The sequence below is a fragment of the Rhodopila sp. genome, from assembly GCF_965277825.1.
Classification (GTDB): Bacteria; Pseudomonadota; Alphaproteobacteria; order Acetobacterales; family Acetobacteraceae; genus Rhodopila.
The window spans coordinates 2,692,174-2,717,330 of sequence record NZ_OZ255846.1 but is presented as its reverse complement, the minus strand read 5'-3'; the positions used below and the strand labels follow the sequence as shown (position 1 = coordinate 2,717,330).

The window sequence follows — 25,157 nt, the reverse complement described above, 5'->3', positions numbered from 1 at the left end:
ATTCGATCGCTACGCCAGCGCTGCCACCGGCTGCTCGGGGACGGCCCCACGATAGCGGTCGAGCACCTCCTCGGCCGGACCGTCGGCAAGGACGTGACCCTGGTCGAGCCAGAGCACCCTGGTGCACCAGCTTTCGACAATGTCGACTTGATGGCTTGACAGCACCAGGATGTCGGCGCCGCGGACCATCTCCTCAAGCCGCTGGCGTGCCTTCTCCAGAAACGACGCGTCGCCGGCCAGGAACCATTCGTCCATCAGCAGGATCTGCGGCTTGATCGCAGTGGCCAGGGCAAAGCCCAGCCGCACCACCATGCCGGCCGAATAGATCCGCACCGGCAGATCGATGAAGTCGGCCAGTCCGGCGAATTCGATGACGTCTTCCTCCAGCCGCGGCACGGACGATCGCGGCAGGCCGTTGTATAGACCGCGCAGCAGGATATTCTCCCGCCCGGTCAGGTCCAGGTTCATCCCCAGGTTTGGGTCGAGCAGCGCATTCAGGCTGCCCTTGACGCGCAACCGGCCGAGCACGGGTTCATAGATGCCGGCCAGCACGCGCAGCAGCGTGGTCTTGCCTGCGCCATTGGCCCCAACCAGACCTAGCCGGTCACCACTTTGCAGGTGGAGGTTGATGTTGCTCAGCGCGCGCACCACGACCCGCTGCTGCTGGTCCTGCGCCAGCCGCCCGGACGCGGCGGCAACAACCATCTTTTTCAGGCTGCGGGAACTGCCGTGATACAGCGGAAACAGGACCGAAAGGTCGTGCACGTCAATCACAGCCGCGGGCTGCAGTGGTTTGACGGCCATGGTCAGACCCAGAACGTCACGCGGCCACGGGCGCGAACGAAAAATGCCCAGGAAATGACGCAGAGCACCAGGCTAAAGCCGATCGCTCCGATCCAGGTCGTCACCGCGATGTCGCTGTTGAGCAACGGGCCGCGAACGATCTCCAACAGGTCGAAGAACGGGTTCAGTGCCAGCTTCTCCATACTGGATGGACTGAGCTGGCTCGGCTTCCAGATCACCGGGGTGATGAAGAAGGCAATCTGCATCACGCTGTTGACGATCGGCTGGATATCGCGGAAGCGAGCGCAAAATGCGCCAAGCAGCAAAGTCAGGGCCAACCCGTCCACAACCCAGATCAGCAGCCCAGGGATCGCCAGCAGCGCCTCCCATCCGGGCCATGTCGAGAAGATCGCGAACACGACGACGATCACCACGATGTTGTGGCCCAGCGCGATGGCATTGCGGATCAAGGCGCGCATCGAGAACACGAAGAACGGCATCCGCACCGATCGGATCACGCCTTCGGCGTCGGTGAAGGTGGTGCAGGCTTCCGACACCAGCGCCGCCAGGAAGCCCCACAACACCTGGGACAACGCCAGGAACGGCAGGTAATCGTGCATGTTCAGCTTGAACAGCGTCGAATACAACAGGCCCAAGGACGCGACCATCACGCCGGTGGAGATGGTGAGCCAGAACGGGCCCAGCATCGAGCCGCGATAGCGCAGGCGGATATCCAGCCAACCCAGTGCCCAGGCCAGGCGCCACAGCCTGATCCCGCCGGCAATGTCGGCCAGTGCCCGGCGGTTCCGGGTGACCATGGTCACGTCCGCCCGCAGGCTTAGCTCCATGGCGGGAGCGGTCGTTGTGGCAGCACTGCTCATACCGCGCGGCGCTTAGCGCATTCGACGGAGCGGCACAACACGCAGGTGGTTGCGTGCGGTTTTGCGGCGTTCGCGCTCGGCCAGAAATTGCCGGATCGTAACTTTTTTCGCCCTTGGGACGTCGCCCGATGCCGGAAAATCCGACTGCGAACTCACGGATTTTGCCGCGCGATTTTTTCGCTCGCCACCCAGTCGAGATGACTTGCTTGAAAGATGGAAGTCGTCTAGGGGCTTAGACAACGTTCCTTAGTGATAGGATAAACGGCAGCCGATTCTATACCGTATCGGTCCGATTCGCCCGACCCCACGGAGTCGCCAACGTATGACCGAACCGGACCAATTTGTCATCTGCCACGGCGCCCCTGGCGGCTGCAACGCCCGTGCGGCTGGCGCTGGCCGTTCTAGCGCTGGCCGTCCTGGCGCTGGTCGGTCTGCCACCTCCGAGCTGCGCAAATTGGTGGCACCGCGGCGTCTCCGCGCCGCCGGGACGGTCGCCGTGCTGGCCGCGCTGGCGGCCTGCGGCACGGTCCAACACCAGGACGCCATTAGGGAGTCGGCCCGCTACGTCGCCCACGCCAGGCACAACTACGCCGCTCCCGGCCCGGCGGAGGACCCTTGGGGCCCCTATATCCGTGAAGCCTCCGCCCGGTTCGACATCCCCGAAATCTGGATCCGCTCGCTGATGCGGGTCGAGTCCGGCGGCGATGAATACCGCAACGGCGACCTGATCACCTCCGGTGCCGGTGCGATGGGACTGATGCAGGTGATGCCGGAGACCTATGACGAGCTGCGCGATCGTTACAACCTCGGCGACGATCCATTCAATCCGCACGACAACATCATCGCCGGCGTCGCCTACATGCGGGAAATGTATGAGGTTTATGGCTCGCCCGGCTTCCTGGCGGCGTACAACGCGGGGCCGGCCCGATTGGACGATTACCTTGCAAACGTGCGGCCGCTGCCGGACGAGACTCGTCGCTATGTCGCGATGATCGGCCCAAACCTCCGAGGCATCTATCCGAACAACCGCTCGACCGCCGACCAGATGGCGATGAACACGCTGCCGATCAACATTCCACCTGGCAAGCGTTACAGCCACCCGGTCATGCTGGCGCGCGCCAAGGCCGGCGGCGGACGATTGCCGCGGCGCCTGCCGGTCGAGGTCGCGCAGTTGCCGGAGGTGCCGCGCCGTGGCATGCCGGCGCCACAGCAATACGCGCTGGTCAGCACGCCACCGATCCCACCGGCCCCGCCGCATGGCGGTTTCCGGCTGATCGCATCGGCTAATGCCGCCGACGCTGCGCCGTTCCATCACGGACCCGCAACGCCGGGCCCGTGGGCAATCCAGATCGGCGCCTTCGCCAACCAAGGTCAGGCGCACGGCGCGCTGGCCGCGGCACAGCTCCACGCCCATGTGGAACTCGCCGTCGCGCACCCGTTCGTCGCCAGCGTGCACCAGGGTCGCACCGTGCTGTGGCGTGCGAGGATGACCGGGATGTCGCGCGACACTGCGGTTGAGGCGTGCCAGAAGATCACCCACGGCCGTTCGAGCTGTATCGTTCTGTCGCCCGAATCACAGTCGTAGGATCGCCGTTGCGGCGCGGCCAGACTAGGAAGCCGGTTCGGATCAGTCGTCCGGCTCGCCGGTCTTCAGTGCGAACGTGGTGTTTTGTCCCCTCACCCCGAGCTTACCGGCCAGCGCTTTCGCGGTTCCTCGCAGGCTCAGCAGTTCCGAGGGTGCGCTGGTGGCGATCCCGGTCGCTGTCTCGGCTTCAAGCCGGCACGCGGTATTCTGATCGGCGCACTTGAAGGTGCCGCTCAGCGCTGCCGAACCCAGCCGCGAAATGCCCAGCGAACTATCGACCAGGTTGCCGTCCTCGCCAACCAGCAGCGACAGCCTGCCATCCAACGGCTGGCTATCGAACGCCAATGTCACCGGCCAAGTATAGGCCTCTATCGGCAGTGTGTTGGGAACATTCAGATCCGCCCCCAGGCCGATCACCGTCGCCGCCATCGAACGCAGTGCCGCGTTCCAGAACGCACGCGCGCGTTCCGGGAACGCCGGGTCGCCATGAACGTCCTGGCCCATGCCGTAATCGTAGAACACCCCATGGCGCAGATACGAACCAAGCCGCTGACCGTATGCCGGCGGGTCGGCTGGGCCGGGTTGGAACACCGAACCCAGGTCGCTGTTCTCGGCCAGATCGGAATAGACGATCGCGCGGATCGTCGTGGCGCTGTCGGAGAAGCGGCCTTCGTCGGATGCCAGGGCGCGCAGGATCTGCTTCTGCGGCGGACTGGCGGCCGGGATGCTCACGGCCTGCGGCGGACGCTTGCTGTCGAGATAGATCCGGGTCACCGCCGCGCCGAGATCGCGGATGAAGTATTTCTTCTGGTCGGCGATCCGGTCGAGCGGGTTTTGTTGCAGGATGTAGGTCTGATTGGCCAGTGTCGCTTTCCTGGCGGCCGGGTAATCGGGCCAGCAGCCCGACCAGTATTCCTTGCTCTGGCCGTTGGCCGGCGACAGCCGCACCACCGAAACCCGCTCTCCGGGCGTCAGTGTCGCGCGCAGCTTCGCTGCCAGCTTGGTGGCCCACTCGGACTGCCCGTCCGCCATCATCATGTCGTCGATATAGACGACGGTGCTGCGCAGCGTGGGTTGCTGGCAGAACGAGGCGTCGAGGCCGTAATTGTCGAACAACGCCCAGGACGGTGCGCACAGCAGGTTGCCGGCGCCTACAATAGCGAGCAGGGCGATGATCCGGGTGATCGGCATCAGCCGAGCTCGCGGATCATATCGGGGGTGACGGTGACGGCCTCGTTCCGGAAGTCGCCAAGGCTGATCTGACCGGCACGCGGCCCGACCCGCTCGATGGTGACCGCGCCGCGTGGCGATGCCGCCAGCGATGCCGCCATCTGCGCCAGGTTGGCGTGATAGAGCTGCGCGTTGCCGCGCACCACGGCGGCCAGCGCGGCGAGGATCGCCGCTTCGTGCCTGTCGACCTGTGACAGCAGCGCGCGTTCGGGGGCGACGTCGGCGGCCTTGGTGCGGGCCGCCGATTCCAGTCGCTCGATATCCTTGGTCAGCCTGGCCGTGATCTGGCTGACCCGATTGACCACCGGCCGGCGCCGCCGCCGGTAGCGCCGGTGCGCCCGGTTGAACTGGCGGGTCGCGTCCATGAAGTCGGGGTCCTTGTCATGCGCCATATAGGCGATGAACACGCCGACCGCCCAGGCCATCAGGTTCCATAGCAGACTCAGCAGCACGTCGCGCATCGGATCGACCGAGATCTGCGCGTCCGCCCCGAGCAGATTGATGTCGGGCTGACCGGCAAGCTGGTGCATCACCGCCGCGTAGCGCGACCCGGCCGCGGCGAGCAGCACGATCAGCAGGGAAAATGTCGATAACGCCAGCATGCGCCAGTCGCCGCGGCGATCGATCGCGTCGCGATGCTCACCGAAGCGATACGACCACTGCTTGAACAGCGACCCGTGGCCGTGCGCGGCGAAGGCGAGCAGCACGCCCATGATGATGGTGGCCCCGGCGGCGATCGCGACCACGCCGGCGAACAGGAAGAACACGTCGTAGTTGATCAGCCACTCGGCCACGCCGATGCAGAGCAGCGCAACCCAGTACGCCGGATGATAGGCCGACATGTTGGCGTCGCGGTTTTCGTGATCGGCCTTGATCCGCTGATAGCGGGTGTCCGCGACACGGAAATCCTCGCGCAGGCGGCGGTAGTGTTCGTCGCCCTCCAGCCTGGCCTCGGCATCGTGCTCATCGCGTTCGGCACGCCCCCGCGCGGCGGCAATTTCGTTCTCCACGTCCTGCGCGGCGCGGATGGCGCGCATCTTCGGCTCGATCGCCACGTCGAACGGTCGCCGCGTCTGGCGCCATTGGGCCAGCACCGCTCTTGCTGGCTCGATCACATGCAGCCGGCCGCCCGCGGTCAGCCCATCGTCGTTGACGCTGATCCGGCCGAACGCGGCTTCCTGGCCGGCTTGCTCCATCAACGATTCGGGCGTCGCACGCAGCGCGTTCACCTGCTCGAGCGGAAAAGCCATCGCGGCCTCGAATGCCGGCTTCAACCCATCGGGCGCGGTTTGGTGGAAGACGCCTGCCAACTTCTTGCCCTTCGTGTTCAGAACGGCACGGCCGGCCCAAGCGGGTTGCGCTGGACTTCCGGCGAAAGCGTGCGCGGTTGATAGTGGGGAGCCGGTGCCGGGCGTGCCAGGGCGACCGGCGGCGACAGCGCGGACGGCCGCGCCGGGGCCGACACCCGCAGCGCGACGGGTTGCAGCCGGTCTGCCTCGGGTGATCTAAGCGACACTTCGGTCAACCGAACCATGCCGTAGGCGCCGGCGGGGTCCAGCCGCATCACCTCGACCGGCTGGTTCGCCGCGTTCTCGGGCGCCAGCAAACCCCGCTCGCGCGGGGCGGCCGCCGCCACCGCCAGATTGGCCGCCAGGCAGCGGGAGACCAGGAATTCGACGCGTCGGTTGCGCGCGCGTCCCTCGGTGGTGAGGTTATCGGCGATCGGCTGGCGCTTGCCGATGGCGATCGCCGTCAGATGATTCGGATCAAGTCCACGGCTGACCAGGGCATGCAGCACGGTGACGGCGCGGCGTTGCGAAAGATCAATGTTGTAGGCGTCCGATCCCACCGAGTCGGTATGCCCCAGCACCGTCATCGCGGCGCCGGGCACCTCCCGCTCGGTCAGGGCAGCGATATGATCAATCGCGCCGGCCGCGTCCGGCCCCGGCTGATCGCTGGCAGTGGCGAACAGCACCGGTTCGGGGACGACCAGGTGGACGACAGGCGCGGCGGCTGGGCCACAAGTGCCGGGCGCTACAGAAACCATGTCGGTCCCGGGCATAAGCATCGCGAGTTGCGAGGCGAGCCGAGCAAACCGGGAGTCAAGCTGCGGATCCGACAGTTGCGCCTGGGGCGCAGCCAGTGGCGCGTAAATCGGGGCACCCGACGGGACGGAGCATCCCGCGGCCAGCAGCGTCACGGTCATCATGGTAAGCCATGCGGGCACAACCGCCCAGCTCGTCTGTCTCGGCATCCACACCTCCGCCCAGAAGTTGGTGCCCGAAGCAATGATGAAATTCAAATTCCTGTCGCTCTTACGACCCCGCTGATCACGTTGATGGCAGGCAATTCGTGCCGCACGTGGGGTCCAGGGCGCAGTCCGTGGGGTCGCCAGCCGGGCGCGGAGCCCGGGCAGAGTCGAACCTCAGAGCGGCTTCAGTGGCGCGGCCTCGCCTTCCGGCAGTGGCACCTGAGCGACGTTCAGCACCATCGAAACCAGGCTGTAATAGCCAACGGCGCCAACCAGATCCATGATCCCACGCTCATTGAAGCGATTCATCGCGGCGCCATAGCGGGCGCCGGAGACCTGACCGGTGGACAGCAGGTCGGTGACGAATTCATAGACGATGGTTTCGTCACCGGTCATTTCCGCCGGGCGCCGGCCCTCCGCGATCGCGTCGAGGATCGCCGGGTTCAGCCCGGCGTCGATGCCCAGCCGGCGGTGGGCGTAGAATTCATATTGGGCGCCCCATTTGCGGCCCGCCATGCAGATCGCAAGCTCATTCAACGGCGCCGGAATTGAGCTGCCGAAGCGCACGTAGGCGCCGACCCGCTGCACCAGGTCGCACAGCGCCGGGCTGCGCAGCAAGGCGTTGAACGGACCGCGCAGGCCGGCGCCACGCGGCCCGGATTGGATCGAATCGACCACGGCACGTTGCTCGTCCGTCATCTGCTCGTGGGAAAGCGGCGGGAAACGGGTTTCGGACATGACGGCTTGGTTCCCTTCGGATCAAAGTCTCGCATCGGCGATGCGCCGTTGGAATACCAGCCTAGACCGCCTTGGCGGATTGAACGAGGCCTGGGGCGGTGAGCCGTCGCACACGTCGGAATGCGTGGCAGAGGCCGCGCCGATCAGGGATCCAGATCTTTCAGCAGCACAAGCTTGATTGGCAGGCGGCCTTCCAGAACCGTCTGTCGCAGCGCTTCATCCGCGGTCACGAATCGCATTCGTAGGCACCGGCGAGCGCCAGATAGAAGCAGTTATACGCCGCGTGCCCAATCAGCATCGAAAACCCCGTGGCCTGTTCCATCAGATTGGCCATCGGCTCGAATTCAATATCGGACCGCGCCAGGATGCCGGCTGCCACCTGGGCAATGTCCTCGGAGATTTCGCGGCGCCGGACCTTTTTCAACAAGACGTTGGCGCACTCCGGGATTAACAGATCAGGCGCGAGTAACCGATGCCGTCGCAACAACAGTGCCGCGGCGGTTCCTGGTTCTCAATGACCCATTTGATGGCGATACTGGCATCGACGACAAAAACACTCATCGTCCATCACGGGTCTCCCGCAGCAGTATTTCCGCTGGCGTGCGTTCCCGGCCTGCGCTCAGCGCCCGCACGGGCGGCGGACAGATCATCGAACGAACGCTCCGACTCGCCGCTGAGCGCGTGCCGCAGGATGGTGCGAACTTCGGCCTCGGCCGACCGCCCGTGCCGTGCGGCTCGGCGCTTGAGGCGAGCCAGCAGGTCATCGTCAAGGTTTCGCACGCTGATACCGCCCATTGCGATCACTCCGCTGTCGTTGATGGCAGTGATAGCAAAACGGTGGGGTTTCACGGCAATATCTTTCACTGATGAAGGTGACAGCTTAACGTCGTCCCGCGGCATCAATTGCCGCCGCTCGATGGGCTTTGACCGACACACCGATCCGCCCGCAAACCGCCAAGAAGGAGTCCGCTTCATGGACAGCCACGACGTCAAGACGCTGGTCCGCACCCGTTACGGCAGCATTGCCGAGGCCGACCCTGCGGACGGCCGCGCCCCAGCCGCTTCATGTTGTGCGCCGACCAGTTCGCCCGACGCCGCCGACAAGGCGCGGGCGATGGGCTACTCCGACGCCGACCTGGCAGCGGTTCCCGACGGCGCCAACCTTGGTCTCGGCTGCGGCAACCCGCGGGCGATCGCGGCGCTGCGGGCGGCCGAGACGGTGATCGATCTGGGCAGCGGCGCCGGGTTCGACTGCTTCCTCGCCGCCCGGGCGGTGGGACCGGCCGGGAAGGTGGTCGGGATCGACATGACGCACGAGATGCTGGCCAAGGCGCGCGATAACGCCGCCCGGATTGGCGCGGCCAATGTCGAGTTCCGCCTGGGCGAACTGGAACACCTTCCGGTCGCCGACAGCTTTGCCGACGTCATTTTGTCAAATTGCGTGATCAACCTGGTGCCCGACCATCAGCAGGTCTTCCGCGAGGCGTTCCGGGTGCTGAAGCCGGGCGGCCGGCTGGCGATCTCCGACATCGTGAACATCGCGCCGCTAGCGCCCGAGCTGCGGGGCGACGCCGACCTGATCTGCGGTTGCATGGCCGGGGCCGCGCCGGTGGAACAGCTCCATGCTTGGCTGGCGACGGTTGGCTTTGACCGGATCGACATCACCGTAAAGCCCGAAAGCCGGGACCTGATTGCAAGCTGGGCGCCAGGGCGTGGTATCGAGGACTGCGTCGCCTCGGCGTTTATCCAGGCGCGCAAGCCGTAAGAGCGGCCGACGACGGGGGCGTGAACGCGGTGATCGACGATCGAGCAGCCAGGCTCTGCTGGCGGCCCGATGGCTGATATCGGCCGGCGATGATCCGGCCCATCCTGGCGCAGCGCAGTGCCGTCGGATTTTGGATCGCGGTCGTGCTGACTGGGGCGGGAACCGGCCTCGGCGCGGCGGCATTGACCAAGCTGCTTGAATTGACCCAGCACATGATGTGGGGCGGTGGTGGGCTCGATCTGCTGGCAGCGGCATCCCAAACGCCGCCGTGGCGCCATCTGGTGGTGCTGGCCGGCGCCGGGCTGTTGACCGCCGCCGGCCAAGTGCTGCTGCGACGGCTGACGAGCGGCAACGCTATCGATATCACCGCCGCGATCTGGTTCCAGGCGGGCCGGCTACCGGCGCTGCGCACGCTGGGCAGCGCCACCTTGTCGGTGCTGATCGTCGGCATGGGCGCGGCATTGGGACGCGAGGGCGCACCCAAGCAGGCCGGCGCGGTGATTGCCAACGTGATGGCGGACCGGACACGCCTGAGCGACGAGGAACGCCGGTTGCTGGTCGCTTGTGGCGCCGGCGCGGGGATGTCGGCCGCTTATGGCGTGCCGCTGGGCGGCGCGCTGTTCGCCTTGGAAGTGCTGCGCGGCGCCCTGGCCCTGCGCTTCGTGCTGCCCGCGCTGGTGGTTTCGTTGGTGGCGACCGGGGTCTCCTGGGCGTTCCTGCCTGACGCGCCGACCTATGCGATCCCGGCGTTTCATGGCTCGCCTTGCAGTGCCGCCTGGGCCTTGTTGGCCGGGCCCGTCATCGGTCTGGTCTCGGTGGTGTTCGTTCGATCCGTCGCCTGGGTCGATGGCCACAAGCCGACCGGTTGGCGCCGCCTGGTGGCGCCCGTCGTTGCGCTGATCGCCTTGGGCGCGGCGTCGATCCGCTTCCCGCAACTGCTGGGCAACGGTCGCGACGTCGCCGAACTGGCGTTCAACGGACAGCTTGGGCCGCCGCTGCTGATCGCCCTGGTGCTGCTGCGCCCCGTCGCCACCTTGCTGTGCCTGGGCAGCGGCGCCCCCGGCGGCCTGTTCACGCCGTCGCTGGCGTTCGGGGCGATGCTGGGTGGCGTGTTGGGCTTGCCGTGGGCATGGCTGTGGCCAGGCGTGCCACCCGGACTGTTCGCGCTGCTCGGCGCCGGGGCGATGCTGGCGGCGACCACACAGGGACCGGTCTCGACCGTGGTGCTGATGATGGAGTTGACCGGATACGCCCGCGCCGCGGTCGTGCCGCTGCTGCTGGTGGTTGCCACCGCCACACTGCTCGCCCGCACCATCGAGCCGCGGTCGATCTACGACGCCCGCTTGAGCGACACTCAGGTTCGCGCCCGCCAACGCGTCCGCGATCAAACTCCGGATACGATGGTATCCTGACATGCGAAGGGAGCGGTCTGGTCGGGTGCTCGACTCGACGTATGGTGGCTGCGTTGCGATAAGCTTCGCCGGGATGCAAGATCGGGCCGGCTCGCCCGAAGATGGGATAAGGCCGAAACAGCGTGGCTGCTTCGAGGATGATAGGTTTGGGCCGTCGTTCACTGGTTTTCAGGCCGAACCAACCGGTCTGAGAGGTTCAACGAGCGTACCGGCAAGCGGGAGCAAACCCTTGAGCGTGGCGCTTGATCGCAATCCTGAAACTCCGGCGGTCCGCGTCCAGCCGCCCGTCAGCATGCTTACGCAGCTCGCCCCGCTGTTGTTCGTGCTGCTGTGGAGTTCATCGTTCATCGCCGCCAAGACCGGCCTGCGGCAGATTTCGCCCTTGCTGTTCGTCGCCGTCCGCATGGCCGGGTGCGCCGTCGTGCTGGTGGCGTTGATGCTGCTGCTGCGCCGGTCGTGGCGGCCGCTGGGCGGCTGGCGCTGGTTGCATTGCGCGGTCGCCGGGACGTTGTTGAACGCGATCGGCCTGATGGCGCCGCATGTCGGGCTGCTACTGGCGCCAGCCGCTCAGATCGCGCTGGTGCAATCGCTGACCCCGCTGCTGACCGCGGCACTCGGGGTCGTGTTACTGCACGAGCGATTGCGTTCCCGTCAGTGGCTTGGACTAGCGCTGGGAATGGCCGGTGTCGGACTGGTGGTGGGATATGCCGCATTGGAAAACGCCTCGCGTTTCCAAGGCCTGCTACTGGCGTTCGTCGGTGTGTTGGGTCTGGTCGCCGGGACGCTGTATTTCGGGCGCTTCTGCCGGGGCGTACCGCTGCTTCCCGGCGCCACCGCCCAGTTCGTTGCCGCCGCCGCGGTCTCGGCGCTGGGTGCGTGGCTGCTTGAAACCTCCCGAGCCGACTGGACCAGGGGCGCCGTCGTGGCAACCGTGTGGAACACGGTCATGGTTTCGCTGGGCGGGATGGGGCTTTACTTCGCCATGCTGACGCGCGGGTCGGCGGCTCGGGTCAGTGCCAACTTCTACCTGGTCCCGGGCACCGCCGCGCTGCTTGCCTGGGTCATCCTCGGCGAGCGGCTCAGCCCCCTTGCGGTGCTGGGGCTAGTGGTCGCCTCGGCCGGCTGCTGGCTGGTCGCCTCGGCACCGCGCGAGGCGGCCTGAGGCGCGAGCCGGCCTGAGGTTCGGGCGGCTCGCGCTTCGCCAAGGGCCGCTGGATCAGCGGGTGACCGATGGACCAAGCCGGTTCATTGGAACGCCCAGCGCAGCGTGCGGGCGATCCCAAGCGTGCCGACACGCACCAGCGGGCGGCTCAGTGACGGCATTGCCAAGCGGTGCATTTGCCGCGCCCAGGATGGCAACAGGTCGACGCCGGCCTGCATCGTCAGCGCCTGCAACGGCTCCGCCATCACGTGCGGCGCTTGCTGCGTCAGCACCAGCCGCGCGACTTCCCGGGTGCGCGCATCGCATACCAGGGCCGGCCGCGTCCGCCTGATCAATTCGCGCGCCTCTGACCGGGTCCGCGGCACCGGGTCGGCGCCGAGTGCCACCGCAATCCTCGCCATCTCCTGGAAGTAGCGGTCCTGATCCACCGCTGACATGCGCGGTTCCCCATAGCGCATCCAGGCGTCGAGGAAGCTGGTCGCCTCGGTCACGTGAACCCACGCCAGCAACGCGGGATCGTTCGCGGCATAGGCTCTGCCGTCCTGCAGAGTGCCGCGGACACGGTTGTGGATCGCACTGACCCGGGCGATCGTTGCCTCTGCCTCGGGCCGCCCGCCATAAGTGGTAAGCGCGATGAAACGGGCCGTGCGCCGCAGCCTGCCATGCATGTCCGCCCGGAAGTTGGAGTGATCCCACACCCCAGCCAAGACGGCCGGGTGCAGCATCTGCAACAATAATCCCGCGACGCCGCCGACCATCATTGAGGTGACGTCGCCATGCACGCGCCAGGCGACCGCTTGTGGCCCAAACAGGCCGTCAGGCCGCCGCACCACCGGCTTCTCGCCGCGAGATCGGTCGTTGAACAGCGCGACCACCTCGGAGGCGATCACGTCCTTGATCGGCCGCGTCACCATCGTGCGCAACGAGCGAGGTGGAAACGCGCTGGCCACCGGATAAGGCATCAGCGGCCACCGTTTTGCGGGATCGGCGCACAAGGCGCCGCGCGGGCCCAGAACAATGTCATGCAGCCTCAACGATAAATCCTGCGTCACGTTGCGTCGCGCCGCACCCGTCGGCTTGCCGTTTCGGCAACGCGGTCATTGAACGGCCGGAGTCGGACGATGCTTCACCAATCGCTGACCGTCCGCCACGAATCCGGGCCGCGGTGGTAGCGTATCGCCGGTGAGCAATCCGATCCTCCTGTTCGTGGCGTTGGACGCCGTTGCGCTGGTTTTGCTGGGCGGTTTCGGCACCGACGTACAGCCTGCAGTGGCGCGGCTGCTGGCGATGCTGCTGGCCGGCCTGGGCATGCTGGCCTCTATCGGGCCTCTGCTCATGCGTGCTCCGGCGGCGGCGTTGACACTGCCAGTCGGGCCGCCTGGCTTGGCGCCGCACCTGGCTCTCGATTCGCTATCGATGGTCTTTCTGGCGATGGTCTTCCTGGCCGGTTTGGTCACCACCGCGTTTCCGGCAATGACCGCCGAACCGAGGCTGGACGCCGGCCCGCGGACCATCGCTTTCTGCCTGGCCGGCACGGTTCTGGCACTGCTGGCAGCCGACGGCATGACCCTGGTGATCGGCCTCGGCGTGACCTGCGGCGCCATCCGGTTCGCTGACGCCAAGCCGAACCGTGGGGCGACGCTGCTGGTCCCGTTCCTCATGCTGGCAGCGGTTTGCCTGCTCGCCCCGGTGGGCTTCGCCCCACGCTTCGATGCCATCCGCGCCGCGCCGATCGATCCCGCACGCGCAACCGCCGCCGCCGCGCTGACCGCTGCCGCCGTCGTCGCCCTGATATGGCACTGGTCCGAGCAGCGATGCTGGGTCCGCAACGCGCTGACCGGGGGCGTGCTGATTCCCCTCGGATGCTATCTGTTGCTGCGCATGATCGCCGACTTGGCGGCCGCGGCCAACCAAACCACCTTCGGCTTCGTCCTCTTGCTCGGCGGGGGCACCCTCGCGGTCGTCGAGGGCTGGTTGGCCGCGCGTCATGACGACATCGACGGGTCGGTGCTGTGCCTGATACGCCGACAGGCCGGCCTCGCGGCCGCTGGGATTGGGCTCGCGTTGATCACCCGGGCGGCCGACCTGCCCGGAGCCGCCGCCTTCGCATTCGCCGCGAGTTTTCTATCCGCTGTCGGCGCCGTGGTCGCCGGAGTGCTGACGACACTGGCGGCGCACGCGATCGGCACCAGTGCCGGCACCTGGCGGTTATCGCGGCTGGGCGGACTAGTGCAAGCGATGCCGGCCTCGTCCGCGGCACTGACCATGGGTCTGCTCGGTCTATCCACGCTGCCGCCCGGTCTCGGATTCGTCAGCCTGTGGCTGCTGTTCGAATCGATCCGGTCGGCGCCGCGCACCGGAGGTCTGCTGTTCCAGTTGCCATTGGCGTTGATCGGTGGCGCCGTCGCACTGTCCGCCGCCCTTGCCGCCGCCGCCTCGGTCCGCCTGCTCGGCACAGCAGTGCTCGGCCGACCGCGCACGCCGCAGGGCGCCGGTGCGAGGGAGAGCAAGTCAACCGCCCGCAGCGTCCTGCTGGCGCTGGCCGGTCTCTGCCTGGTCGCCGGTTTGCTGCCCGGACCGATCACCTGGGCTTTCGGCGAACCGGCGATCCGGGCGCTGAGCGGCACTCCGCCCGGCGGCGGCTTTGGGCTATCAGTGCTGCTGCCCTCGATATCTTCGCCGAGCTGTCCAGCGCTTTCGGTGTTCGCTCTGTTGACATTGGCAACCGCGATCGTGCTGCAGGTGCCGCGCTGGTCGCGCATGGAAGCTAAGACAGCCGGTGTCTGGGCGGATGGAATGGAGCCTCCGCCCGGACTTCCGTTCGGCGATCCAGCGGCGCAATCCGCCGGCGAGGGGTTCGTGCCGGCGCTGTCCAAGCCGCGGCTGCCCCGATCGGCATGGCCCCAGGTGGCCTCGCTACCAGCCGCATCGCCCGGACTGCCATCACCCGGACTGCCATCACCCGGACTGCCATCACCCGGAGTGTCATCACCCGGACTACCATCACCCGACGCGGCATCGCCAGCCGCCGTAACGCCCGGCGTGGCCTTCCGCCTTGCCGCATGGCGCCCCGCATGGCGCCAAGTCGCATGGTGGGTGGTGTCCCGGCCACTTTCCGGCATGGCCGGGCTGTGGATCGTGCTTGCCGGTTTCACCGTGCTGCTGCTGGTCCTGGCGGTGACCAGCGGATGAGCTTCGTGTTGTCGCTTCTGGCGCAGATCGTGCACATCGTCCTGATGCTGGCCGCGGCACCGACGGTCGCCGGCGCACTCGACTGGGTCGGCGCCCGGCTGGGCGGCCGAGCTGGTCCAGCGGTGCTGCGACCGTGGCACGACCTGGCGCGTCTTTGGCGCAAAACCCCGCTCACGATGGAAAGCGCTTCCGTGGTCTCGCGGCTGGCACCGGCGGTTGCGCTTGGGGCGACTCTGTCCGCCGCCGCCCTGGTGCCGTCGTTCAGCCTGGGGATGGCGCTGGCGCCACTGGCCGACGTCCTGGTCGCCGTCTCGCTTTTGGCACTGGCGCGCATCGCCGGCAGCCTCGCCGCCCTGGATTGCGGCGCCCCGTTGCCCGCGCTGGCCGCGCAGAGTGGCTGCGCACGTGCCGTGCTGGCGGAACCCGCATTGATGCTGTCCGTGGTCAGCCTCGCGCTGATCGGTGGCAACTTCAATCTCGATCTGATCATCGCCCAACAGCGCGACGGGCTGCTGCTGCCAGCCGCGGCCTCTGCGGTCGCACTGACCGCGATGCTGGCGCTGCTGTTCGCCGAAGCGAGCGCGACCGAGGACGGCCTGCAGCAGATGGCAAGCGGTACCGACCTGGCGATCTTGCGGATCACCGTCTGGTTGCGGCGGCTGGTGTGGATCGATCTCATCGGCGCCCTGTTCCTGCCGATCGGGATGGCCGGCGCCGGCGGCTTTCCGCTGGGCTGGCTGATCGGCTTGGCATCCTGGGCGGTTAAACTCGCGGCGTTCACCGTCGGCCTGTCAGCGGTCCAGACTATGTTGGGCCGGGTTCCCCGCCGCGGTTTATCCGACCTGATCGGCGTTGCGGCACTGCTGGCACTGCTGGCCACCATCATGGTCCTGGCTAGCACGGGGACGGTATGACCGCGATGTCCACTCCACTGGCGCAAGGCAGCACCGGGCTCGCCCTGGTGATGTGCTTCGCCCTGCTCGTTACCAGCCAGCTTGGCGCCGCGGCGCTCCTGCTGGCGGTGCAGTCCGTCGCGGTCGCGGTCGCCGCCGCGGTGCTGCAGCGCCCATTGCTCGGATTGCCACCGCTGATCCTTGGCGCAAGCATCTGGCTGCTACGGCACAAAACGCCCATGCTGGAGCCGCGCGCCGCCGCGCTCGGGGGAGCCAAACTTGCAATCGCCGCGGCCGCCATTCTGGCGATCCTGTGCCAGTCGCAAGGCAGCCTCGGCCTGCCCCTCACCGTTGTCCTGTTGTCGGTGTTGCTGGCGGCAACCCGCTCCCACCCGCTGATGCAGGTCATCGCATTGGTCGCATTGCAAAACGGCATCGTGCTCGCTGGATGCCTGGTTGCCGAGCCGCCAATGCTGTCCGCCTCCCTGCTGCTGCCGACGGCCTGCCTGATGCTGCCGCTGCCGCTCGCCGCGGGCCTGCTGGTACCGGCCATCGCCTCCTCGCCACGGTATGAGCCTCTTGTCCGGGGCAAGTCCTGGATGCCGAACCTGCCGCTCGACGCACGCTGGCTGGGATGGATCGATCTCGCGCTGGCGGCAGCGCTGTTTGTCGCGACGTTGATCGTTCCGCTCGATTCGCTGGCTTCGGTGTTCGCGCCGCTGCTCGGTCTGGACGGCGTGCTGCGTGTTTGCGCCCAGCGCAACCGCAAAACGCGCAGCCCGATGCGCCGAGCAACCGCATGGGCGCAGACCGCCTGCGGCATCATCGCGGTGTGTGCGCCGGATCTGATGGTGGTGTGGCTGGCCGTGCTCGCCGCGGTTGCGGCGGCTTTGCTGCCGACGCTGTCGCGCCGTTGGCGCGATGCAGTGCTGGCGTTCACCGCTGCCGGCCTGGTCCTGTTCGGTATTCTGCTGCCGGCCACACCGCCGGTTGCCGCACCGTCCTTGCTCGGTGCGTTCAGCCTGTTCGGCGGTCTTGCAATGGTCGCGGCCGTGGTTCCGCATCTGGCGGTAGTTCTGGTTGTGCTGATGTTGCGCCTGGCGAACCAAGCCGCGTGGCCACCCGAAGTGCAGGCGATCGCCGCCGGCATCGCCCTACTCGCCTTGCTGGCCTGCGCCATTCGCTTGATCAACCCGGTCCGGCTGCATCGCGTGGCGCTGCTGCAATTGGCCCAGGCCAGCATCGCGGCGCTGAGCATCAGCATCGGCCACGCCGAGGGACGGTTCGCCGCGCTGGTCCTGCTGGTCCTGCTTATCCTGTCGCGTTCCGCGACCAGGTTCAATGGGCGCCCGGCTGTATCGCTGGCGATCGCCGGTCTGGGCGGCATCCCGCCACTGGGGGTCTTTCCCGGTCTTGTCCTGGTGGTGCTGACGATCAGCGCGCAGGACCCTTGGCTGCTGCTTGGCGTCGGGGCGGCGCTGGTTCCGATCGTGCTGGCCAGCACACCCCGCCCCTGGCCCGAACTTTCACCACGGCCAATGTTGCCGTCGCTTGTCTGGCTGCCCTTGCTTCTCGCGGTGTTCGCGGGCTACTTCGCCCCCGACGGGCTGGTCCACTGGTGGCGCATCCTGACGGCCGGACGTACATGACACTTGACGCAGAACGCAACCGGTCAAGCACCGCCAGCGATATCGTGCGGTCAGCGCACGCTGAAGCGTGTCGGCCCTGGCGGCGCAGCGTCCTGTCGCACACCGGCTGGACCGCCCTCGCCAAGGCTTCGATGACCGAGTCGTGGACGCTGCTGGCCCATTGGGCCGACACCACACACGTGCACGCGCTGTTCCAGAACCCCGACGCGCTGACCATCGTGCCGGTCTCCACCCAAGTTGAAGCCGGATGCTACCCGGCGTTGTCCCCGGTGCTGCCCGGCGCCGTGCCGTATGAGCGGATGATCCGCGACCTTTGGGGACACACGGCTGAGGACGGCAGCGATGCGCGGCCCTGGCTCGATCACGGCCAATGGCCACAAATCCGGCCGATGGCGATCCGGCCGCAACCGCGCGACAGCGCCGAAACGTCGCTGCTGCAAGCCGTCGATCGGCCGGACGCGATGCTGCTTCCGCTCGGACCGCTTTGGGGTCTGGTCGACGAAGCATCGCATCTTCGCCTGACCCTGAATGGCGCCACCATCCAGCACGCCGAGGCGGTGCTCGGCTTTACCCACAAGGGAGTGCTCAGCCTGATGCGCGGCAAGTCGCCACGCACCGCCGCCCGCTTCGCCGCCCGGCTGTCGGGTGATGCCACCGTCGCCCATTCGGTCGCGTTCGCCCAGGCCACCGAGTCAGCCATGCAAGTTACGGCTCCGCCGCGAGCCGCCTTGCTGCGGATCGTGTTGCTGGAGATGGAACGGATCGCCGCCCACCTCGACAACCTCGCCGAGGTCGGCCGCCTTGCAGACGCGCAACTGGTGTGGACGCGATGCGGCATGCTGCGGGAAAACCTGTCGCAGACGTCGCATGCGGCATTCGGCCACCGGCTGCTGATGGATTGCGTGGTGCCCGGCGGCCTTGCGGTTGACATCGCCGAGGGCGGCGCCGAGGCCATCCTGCGCGTGCTGGGCGCGATCGCCTCCGAGTTGGACAGCATCCGCCGAATGCACGAGCGGCCAGCACTGTCCGCGGTCCTGTCCGGTTTGGGCCGCGCATCGGGTGAACTCACAGCCACTTTGGGCGTCGGTGGCACCGTGGGGCGGGCGTCGGGACGGGCGTTCGATGGCCGGATGGTGTTCTCGACCGGCTACGGCGCGCTAAGCCCGCGTTTGGCGATCCGCTCCGAGGGCGATGCGCTTGCCAGACAGCAACTGCGGATTTTCGAGATCGGCGAAAGCCTTCGACTGGTCGCGGCAGCATTCGACCGGCTGCCGGACGGACCGGTCGGCATGGTTCTGCCGCAGGTCAGCGGCGAGGGCATCGCCTGCGCCGAGTCGTCTCGCGGCGATGTCTGGCATTGGATGCAACTCGATCACGGACAGATCGCCGCCGCCTTCCCGCGCGATCCCGGCTGGGCGCTCTGGCCGCTGGCCGAACACGTGCTGCGGGATGCCCCGGCCGCGGATGCCGCGCTGATCCGAGCCTCGCTGGCTTTGCCGGCTTCCGGAATGGATTTGTGATGTCACTGAAGCCCGAAACCATCGGTCAGGCGGACCCCGAAACCACGGCGGCGCTGCGCGCTCGGCTGGAGGCGGCGGCGCAGACCCGACTCGGCCGCAGCCTGGCGATACGCCACGTCAATACTGGAAGCTGCAACGGCTGCGAGCAGGAACTGCGAGCACTGAACAACGTGGTGTATGGCCTGGAACGCTTCGGACTGCGCTTCGTGGAAAGTCCGCGTCATGCCGACGTCCTGCTGGTGACCGGCCCGTTAACCCGAAACCTGAAGGCGGCGCTCGAACAAGCCTGGGATGCGACGCCGGACCCGAAATGGGTGGTCGCGGTCGGTGACTGCGCCGTGGACGGCGGTGTTTTCAAGGGCAGCTACGCGGTTCTGGGCGGTAGCGGACTTTCCATCCCGGTGGATTTGAAAATCGGGGGATGCCCGCCGCCTCCGGCCCAAATTCTGGCCGGGCTGCGATCGTTGCTTGAGGCCAACGCAAGGTAAAAACCACCTCTCCCGCGAACGGGAGAGGTCCGCAACAGGGTTTTCAGCCAGCAGTCGATTGCGTCGACTTCCTGGCATGGCTGTTCCTGTGGCTGCTCGACTTGTGGGCCGACGAATGGTGCTTCGTCCTGTGATGACTGGACGCCATGACCGGAGAAGTAACCAGGGCAGCCGCCGGCACAACAAATGCCAGCGCAACGATCAGGCGCTTGAATGAGGATATCACGAGCATGGCTCCGGATGGGTGTGAAGGGCGCGGGCGGATTGACGGTCGGGGCGAGATTCTCACCTAACCGACTGAGATTATTTTGTATCGGCATAGGGTCTGATGGCAAGAAAATTTCGTCACCCGGCGGTCTTCAAGACGCTAAAACAGCCCGTAGCGGCACGCCAGCCACAGTTTTGTCCATTTCGGCAAACTAACCCTCTCATTCAGTCGTTTCCAACCTCGCCGTTCCAGCAGCGAGAGTATTGTGTCGTAGGTCGCCGCCATCAGCCGGGCCGGTTTCATCGCCACCGGATTGCACTGCCGCATCGCTTCTTGAGCCTGGCGAAAGTATTCATGAGCCAGCCGCGCCAGCCGTTCGCAAACCTCGGGCAGTCCCGGTGCACTCAGGATCGTTGCCGGATCCGCCGGCACGTCGGCATCGCGCAGATACTCCCGTGGTAGATAAATCCGCCCCCGCTCGGCATCCTCTTGGATATCGCGCAAGATGTTGGTCATCTGTAATGCCCGCCCCAGCGCATGGGCGACCCGATCGGCTGCCGGAGTTGAATCGCCGAATGCTCGCACCGACAATCGCCCGACAGCAGACGCGACGCGATCACAATAAAGGTCCAGCACGGCCATGTCCGGCGCGACCACAACCGTTTCGGCATCGCTTTGCATGCCGTCGATGACGGCGATGAAATCATCGGCCCGCAACTGGAACCGCGGTATCGCCGCCGTCAGCACGCGCGTCACCGGCCCGTCGGCACGGCGCTGATAGGCGGCGGCGATTCGGTCTCGCCATGCTGCCAGGCCGCGGCGCTTCTCCTCCAGCGATCCGGTTTCGTCGGCGATGTCGTCGACGATCCGACAGAACGCATAGATCGCATACATCGCATGGCGCCGGTCCGGCGGCAGCACGCGCATGCCGTGGTAGAACGACGTCCCAGCCGCGCGCACGATCTGCTCCACCGCGTCCAGATCCTGTTGCGCGGCGCCGAGCGGCGTCGAACGGCCGGTCATTGCGCCGCGCGCCGTGCTACCGGATGCAGTCATAGCAGCTTGGGCGCCGCGGCCAGCAGGCTGAAAACCGCGTCAACGGGCCGCAGCTTGACGCGCTTCGCCAACGGATCGTTACCGGTCAGCCGCCTGGTGAGACGGGTCGCCAGACCGCGTATGGTGGCGGTTTCCACGCGCAGGCGACGGTCGCGCACGGCTTTCGGGAGTGCCGATGCTTCGTGATTCATCCGATCGACCTGCTTCAGCAACACCATGAAAACGCGGCGCAAGGCAGGTGTCTCGGCCGGCCGGCGCAAATCCTCGACCGAGGCACCAAACTGATCCAGCAAAGCCTGCGGCAGATAGCAACGATCAAGCTCGGCCAGGTCGGCGGCGCAGTCCTGAATATGGTTGATGATTTGTAACGATGTGCAGAGCGCGTCCGATGGCGCGTGGCAATCGCCGCTCTCGCCATGCACGTCCAGCACGTAGCGGCCCACCGGCACCGCCGAATGGTTGCAATATTGGTAGAGCTCCCCGAGCGTCGCATAGCGCAGCTTGGTCGCATCCTGGCGGAACGCGACCAGCAAATCCGTCGCGTGTTTCGGCGTGATTCCGGTGCTAGACAGACTGACCCGCAACGCCGCCGCGCTCGGCGAACCGGTTTGCCGGTGCCCAAGCAGGACGTCTTCCATGATGTCGAGACGGGCGATCTTCTGCTGCGCGGACAGCGAGGCCGAATCGGCGAGATCGTCGGCGTTGCGGGCGAAGCTGTAATAACGATGGATCGGTTCGCGGTGGCGGCGCGCGATCAGGTGGGACCCGACGGGGAAATTCTCGTCGTGACGGCCCTTGCCAGACCACGTCTCGACATCGGCCAAAGTGGATACATCAACTGTGGACACGTCAGCCATGCCTATGTTCGCCTGGGTCATACGCCGGCGCCCTGATACGCGCGCCCTTTCCAGGCCACGCCGCGGCCGCGAAAGTGATTTACTGCCGATCCGATCGTCGCGGCCATGTAGAACGCGGCAATCGCCGGCAGCAGCGGCGCCCAAAGCCATGAGCGACCAAACCGACGCAGAGTGGGAAGATACGACCCCGAAAGCATGATCCAGGCCGCCAAGCCGCACCAGGACGCACGTCCCTGCCCCAGCAGCGTGGCCGCCGGGGGCGCCAGGAAGATCAGCGCAAGGCCAAGCGTGGTGGCGGTCAGCAGAAGCACTGAATAGCGAAGCTGCACAAAGGCAGTACGGGCGACCATCCGCCAGATCTCGGCGACCGAGGGATATGGCCGCACCGATCGCGCCAGATCGGCATGCCCGAGCCAGATCCGGCCGCCTTTTTTGACTGCCGCGGCGAGCGCGACATCGTCGATCAACGCATCCTTCACGCTCTGAACCCCGCCGATCCGCTGCAATGCGCGCCGCCGGATCAGTATCGTTCCGCCAGCCGCGGCGGCGATTCCCCGCAGACCGTCGTTCACCCAGGCGAACGGATACAGCAACTGGAAGAAGTAGACGAACGCCGGCACCAGCGCCCGCTCCGCCGGGCTGTCGCAAGCGAGCCTGACCATCTCTGAAACCAGATCGAGGCCGTATCGCTCGATGCGGGCAACGAGCGACGACAGATGCGCCGGTTCGTGCACGATATCGGCATCCGTCAGCAACACCAGCTCGGCCTGCTCGGCTGCCGCGACCGCTTGCGAGACCGCCCACAGTTTGCCGGTCCAGCCCGCCGGCCGCGGCGCGCCGGCTAGCACCGTCAAGCGCGGATCGCCGATCGCGCGGGCGATGTCGCCGGTGCCGTCGGTGCTGGCGTCATCGGTCAGGATAACCCGCCACGGCCCGGCATAATCCTGTGCCAGCAAAGAGCGCAGCGTTGCCTCGATCAGGGGTGCCTCGTCTCGCGCCGGCACCACGATCGCCACCGACGGTGCGGTGACCGGATGGGCCACCGGCAGCACTGGGCCGGCCTGCCAGAAACTGCCGCGGGCGAAGATCAGATAGATCCAGATCAGCAAGGCGAGCACCGCCAGCGTGGTCATCGCGCCAGCATCCCGTTGGCGCGGAACCAGGCAACCGCGTCCTGCACCGCGAGGCGCGCGGGCCGCGCCTGATAGCCCAGCTCGGCCGTTGCCTTGGCCGAGGAATAGAACATCTTCTTGCGCGCCATTTTCAGATGGTCGCGGGTCATCATCGGCGCGATGCCGGTCAGGGTCGCCAGCTTCTCCATCACCAACGCCACCGGCCAGACCGCCGCCTCGGGCAGCCGGATCGAGGGCGGCCGGCGGTGCACGACATCGGCGACCAGCGCCAGCACGTCCTTCAGCAGCATGTTCTCCCCCCCCAGCACATAGCGCTCCCCCAAGCGGCCGCGTTCCAGCGCCAGCACATGGCCCTCGGCAACGTCGTCGACGTGGACGATGTTCAGCCCGGTATCGAGGTAGGCCGGCATGCGTCCGGCCGCGGCGTCGCGGATCATCTTGCCGGTGGGTGTCGGCTTGATGTCGCGCGGACCGACCGGGGCCGCCGGATTGACCACCACCACCGGCAGCTGGTCACGTCCGGCGAGTTCCAGCACGGCTTTCTCGGCGAGGTATTTCGAACGCTTGTAGACACCGACGAAATCGGCCTCGTTGGTCGGCGTCGCCTCGTCCGCCACGCTGCCGTCGCCGATCTGCCCGAGCGCGGCGACCGAACTGCAGTGGACGATGCGTTCGGCACCGGCCTGTGCGGCGGCGCGCACCATCGCGACCGCGCCATCGACGTTGGCCCGCAGCATCGCCGCCGGATCGGGCACCCAGACCCGGTAGTCGGCGGCGACATGCAGAACATAACGGCAGCCGGAGGCGGCACGGACCAGCGAATCGGGATCGGTCAGGTCGCCGATGACGACCTCGGCGTCCAGCCCCGCAAGATTGCGGCGATCGCTGGTCGTGCGGACGAGCAGGCGCAAATCATGCCCACGCACCGCCAGGGCTCGCGCCACCGCCGACCCGACAAAGCCCGTCGCGCCTGTTACCAGGGTTGTCATGGCGCCTCCATCCCGATGCGTGGGCTTCTGCCCGTGTAGCGGGGCCACGGCAAGACCAGACCTGTGGAAAGACCAGGTCCGCGGCAAGACCGGATCTGCGGCAAGACCGGCTCTGCGACAAGATCCGGTCTGCGACAAGATCGGGTCCGCGGCAAGACCGGATCCCTGGCAAGACCGGGGCCACGGCAAGACCGGGTCCGCGCCGGATTGCGGCATGCAGTCGAAGCTTGCCCTGGCGTCCCCACGCGGGCAGAAGCCGCCCAGAATGAAACGCCTGTCCTACATCCTGGCCCTGCTCGGGCTGCTCGTCGCGGTACTGCTGGTATCCTATTATGGCTTCGGCAACATCGTCACCGCGATCAGCCGAATCGGCTGGCCGGAGTTCGGCTTCATCGTCGGCTGGCAAGTCCTGGTGTTCGTGATCCTCGGCCTGGGCTGGGATGTGATCATCCCGTCAGCCAGCATGCGCCGGCCCTTTGTGCTGATCTGGGGCCGCATGGTGCGCGACGCGTCGGCCAACTGCCTGCCGTTTTCGCAAATCGGGGCCTTCGTGTTCGGCGCCCGGGCGGTCAACCTGCACGGGATCGATTGGCACACCGCCACGGCCTCCACGGTGGTGGATGTGACCGCGGAATTCCTTGCCCAGATCGCCTTTACCTGTATCGGTCTCGGCATTCTGCTGGCCCGCGCGCCACATTCGGCGCTTGCCCTGCCGCTCGAGGTGGGAATCGGACTGGCGGTGCTGGCTTGCTTCGGCTTTGTCTGGGTGCAGAAGGGTGCCGCACCGGTATTCGCCCGCATCGGCCGCCGCATCGCCGGCCGCTGGTTCGCCGATGCCGGGGACCGCTTCGAGCTGCTGCAGGCCGAGCTTGGCCGGATCTACAGTCACACCGGACGGTTGGCGCTGGGTTTCGTGATTCACCTGATCGGCTGGATCGCTACCGGCGCGGCCGGCTGGATCGCCTACCGGGCGTTGCGCGTGCCGATCGACTTCGCCAACGCGCTGGCGATCGAGGCGCTGTTGAGCGCGGCGGCCGCGGTTGCCTTCCTGGTGCCGTTGAACGCCGGCGTGCAGGAGGCGGGCTATGCCGGCCTGGGCGCGATTTTCGGTGTGCCACCGGAATTGTCACTAGCAGTTTCTTTGCTTCGCCGCGCCCGCGACCTTGTGCTGGCAGTGCCGATCCTGCTGATCTGGCAGTTGGTGGAGATGCGCCGGCTCCGCATGCACCGGCCGAACTAGCAGGGCCAAGCCTCTGCTGCACCGGCGCCCCCGCGGCTTGCTGAGCCGCAACCGCGACAACGGCGGGTTTGATCCCGAGGCACCTGCTTCTCATTGACGAACGGGGCGCGTAACGGCATCTGTCG

At 66.9% G+C, this 25,157-nt stretch carries 23 protein-coding genes; 10 read left to right on the top strand and 13 right to left on the bottom strand.

Annotated features, from left to right (window positions below; all coding sequences use genetic code 11):
* Positions 1–9: 9 nt before the first annotated feature.
* Together ACQY4T_RS13405 and ACQY4T_RS13400 are read right to left on the bottom strand one after the other, a co-directional pair.
* Positions 10–705, bottom strand: a complete 696-nt coding sequence (locus ACQY4T_RS13405) for an ABC transporter ATP-binding protein (protein WP_428542855.1) — start codon at positions 703–705, stop codon at positions 10–12.
* A gap of 101 nt (positions 706–806) precedes the next feature.
* Positions 807–1,631, bottom strand: a complete 825-nt coding sequence (locus tag ACQY4T_RS13400; protein WP_428531041.1) for an ABC transporter permease — start codon at positions 1,629–1,631, stop codon at positions 807–809.
* A 490-nt stretch (positions 1,632–2,121) separates the two neighbouring features.
* Between ACQY4T_RS13400 and ACQY4T_RS13395 the strand changes: the two genes are divergently transcribed.
* Positions 2,122–3,249, top strand: a complete 1,128-nt coding sequence (locus ACQY4T_RS13395) for a lytic transglycosylase domain-containing protein (RefSeq protein WP_428531038.1) — start codon at positions 2,122–2,124, stop codon at positions 3,247–3,249.
* Positions 3,250–3,291: 42 nt separating this feature from the next.
* On the opposite strand, the gene ACQY4T_RS13390 is transcribed toward ACQY4T_RS13395, so the two are convergent.
* From ACQY4T_RS13390 to ACQY4T_RS13365, 6 genes are all read right to left on the bottom strand, one after another.
* Entirely contained in the window at positions 3,292–4,440 is a 1,149-nt protein-coding gene (locus ACQY4T_RS13390; RefSeq protein ID WP_428531035.1) for a hypothetical protein, read from the bottom strand.
* Complete coding sequence (locus tag ACQY4T_RS13385; RefSeq protein ID WP_428531032.1) at positions 4,440–5,729, bottom strand: hypothetical protein; 1,290 nt, start codon at positions 5,727–5,729, stop codon at positions 4,440–4,442. The genes ACQY4T_RS13390 and ACQY4T_RS13385 overlap by 1 nt, the downstream gene beginning before the upstream one ends.
* Positions 5,730–5,806: 77 nt before the next feature.
* Positions 5,807–6,733 carry an OmpA family protein gene (locus tag ACQY4T_RS13380; RefSeq protein WP_428531029.1) on the bottom strand — a complete coding sequence of 309 codons (927 nt, stop codon included), beginning with the start codon at positions 6,731–6,733 and terminating at the stop codon, positions 5,807–5,809.
* A 171-nt stretch (positions 6,734–6,904) separates the two neighbouring features.
* Positions 6,905–7,468 (bottom strand): carboxymuconolactone decarboxylase family protein, encoded by a 564-nt coding sequence (locus ACQY4T_RS13375; protein WP_428531026.1) that lies wholly within the window; start codon positions 7,466–7,468, stop codon positions 6,905–6,907.
* Between the two features lie 226 nt (positions 7,469–7,694).
* Positions 7,695–7,895 carry a type II toxin-antitoxin system VapC family toxin gene (locus tag ACQY4T_RS13370; RefSeq protein WP_428531023.1) on the bottom strand — a complete coding sequence of 67 codons (201 nt, stop codon included), beginning with the start codon at positions 7,893–7,895 and terminating at the stop codon, positions 7,695–7,697.
* A 140-nt stretch (positions 7,896–8,035) separates the two neighbouring features.
* Positions 8,036–8,263: a FitA-like ribbon-helix-helix domain-containing protein gene (locus ACQY4T_RS13365; protein ID WP_428542852.1), complete on the bottom strand. Its 228-nt coding sequence runs from the start codon at positions 8,261–8,263 to the stop codon at positions 8,036–8,038.
* Positions 8,264–8,441: 178 nt separating this feature from the next.
* On the opposite strand from ACQY4T_RS13365, the gene arsM reads away from it, so the two are divergent.
* From arsM to ACQY4T_RS13350, 3 genes are all read left to right on the top strand, one after another.
* Positions 8,442–9,233 carry an arsenite methyltransferase gene (gene arsM / locus ACQY4T_RS13360; protein ID WP_428531020.1) on the top strand — a complete coding sequence of 264 codons (792 nt, stop codon included), beginning with the start codon at positions 8,442–8,444 and terminating at the stop codon, positions 9,231–9,233.
* 89 nt (positions 9,234–9,322) lie between these two features.
* A complete protein-coding gene (locus ACQY4T_RS13355) occupies positions 9,323–10,645 on the top strand; it encodes a chloride channel protein (protein WP_428531017.1) in 1,323 nt (440 codons plus the stop codon).
* A gap of 292 nt (positions 10,646–10,937) precedes the next feature.
* Positions 10,938–11,807, top strand: coding sequence for a DMT family transporter (locus ACQY4T_RS13350; protein WP_428531014.1), 870 nt, complete (start codon positions 10,938–10,940; stop codon positions 11,805–11,807).
* Positions 11,808–11,890: 83 nt separating this feature from the next.
* On the opposite strand, the gene ACQY4T_RS13345 is transcribed toward ACQY4T_RS13350, so the two are convergent.
* The gene (locus tag ACQY4T_RS13345) at positions 11,891–12,769 is read right to left on the bottom strand and encodes an oxygenase MpaB family protein (RefSeq protein WP_428531011.1); all 879 of its coding nucleotides are present in this window, start codon (positions 12,767–12,769) and stop codon (positions 11,891–11,893) included.
* Positions 12,770–12,989: 220 nt separating this feature from the next.
* On the opposite strand from ACQY4T_RS13345, the gene ACQY4T_RS13340 reads away from it, so the two are divergent.
* Genes ACQY4T_RS13340 through ACQY4T_RS13320 form a run of 5 tightly spaced genes read left to right on the top strand, consistent with a single transcriptional unit; the run spans position 12,990 to position 19,549 of the window.
* Positions 12,990–14,999 carry a hypothetical protein gene (locus ACQY4T_RS13340; RefSeq protein ID WP_428531008.1) on the top strand — a complete coding sequence of 670 codons (2,010 nt, stop codon included), beginning with the start codon at positions 12,990–12,992 and terminating at the stop codon, positions 14,997–14,999.
* Positions 14,996–15,913, top strand: a complete 918-nt coding sequence (locus ACQY4T_RS13335; protein ID WP_428531005.1) for an NADH-quinone oxidoreductase subunit H — start codon at positions 14,996–14,998, stop codon at positions 15,911–15,913. The genes ACQY4T_RS13340 and ACQY4T_RS13335 overlap by 4 nt, the downstream gene beginning before the upstream one ends.
* A 5-nt stretch (positions 15,914–15,918) precedes the next feature.
* A complete protein-coding gene (locus ACQY4T_RS13330; protein ID WP_428531002.1) occupies positions 15,919–17,541 on the top strand; it encodes a hypothetical protein in 1,623 nt (540 codons plus the stop codon).
* Entirely contained in the window at positions 17,538–19,061 is a 1,524-nt protein-coding gene (locus ACQY4T_RS13325; protein ID WP_428530997.1) for a nickel-dependent hydrogenase large subunit, read from the top strand. Before ACQY4T_RS13330 ends, ACQY4T_RS13325 begins: the two co-directional genes overlap by 4 nt.
* Complete coding sequence (locus ACQY4T_RS13320; protein ID WP_428530990.1) at positions 19,061–19,549, top strand: NADH-quinone oxidoreductase subunit B family protein; 489 nt, start codon at positions 19,061–19,063, stop codon at positions 19,547–19,549. The genes ACQY4T_RS13325 and ACQY4T_RS13320 overlap by 1 nt, the downstream gene beginning before the upstream one ends.
* Positions 19,550–19,916: 367 nt before the next feature.
* Here the strand turns inward: ACQY4T_RS13320 and hpnD are convergent, their stop codons facing one another.
* Genes hpnD through hpnA form a run of 4 tightly spaced genes read right to left on the bottom strand, consistent with a single transcriptional unit; the run spans position 19,917 to position 23,792 of the window.
* Positions 19,917–20,780 (bottom strand): presqualene diphosphate synthase HpnD, encoded by an 864-nt coding sequence (gene hpnD / locus ACQY4T_RS13315; protein ID WP_428530987.1) that lies wholly within the window; start codon positions 20,778–20,780, stop codon positions 19,917–19,919.
* Between the two features lie 29 nt (positions 20,781–20,809).
* Positions 20,810–21,670, bottom strand: coding sequence for a squalene synthase HpnC (hpnC, locus tag ACQY4T_RS13310; RefSeq protein WP_428530985.1), 861 nt, complete (start codon positions 21,668–21,670; stop codon positions 20,810–20,812).
* Positions 21,671–21,687: 17 nt separating this feature from the next.
* On the bottom strand, positions 21,688–22,803 hold the full coding sequence (locus ACQY4T_RS13305) for a glycosyltransferase (protein WP_428530983.1): 1,116 nt from the start codon (positions 22,801–22,803) through the stop codon (positions 21,688–21,690).
* Complete coding sequence (gene hpnA / locus ACQY4T_RS13300; protein ID WP_428530980.1) at positions 22,800–23,792, bottom strand: hopanoid-associated sugar epimerase; 993 nt, start codon at positions 23,790–23,792, stop codon at positions 22,800–22,802. Before hpnA ends, ACQY4T_RS13305 begins: the two co-directional genes overlap by 4 nt.
* 265 nt (positions 23,793–24,057) lie before the next feature.
* On the opposite strand from hpnA, the gene ACQY4T_RS13295 reads away from it, so the two are divergent.
* On the top strand, positions 24,058–25,032 hold the full coding sequence (locus ACQY4T_RS13295) for a lysylphosphatidylglycerol synthase domain-containing protein (protein ID WP_428530977.1): 975 nt from the start codon (positions 24,058–24,060) through the stop codon (positions 25,030–25,032).
* Positions 25,033–25,157: the final 125 nt, after the last annotated feature.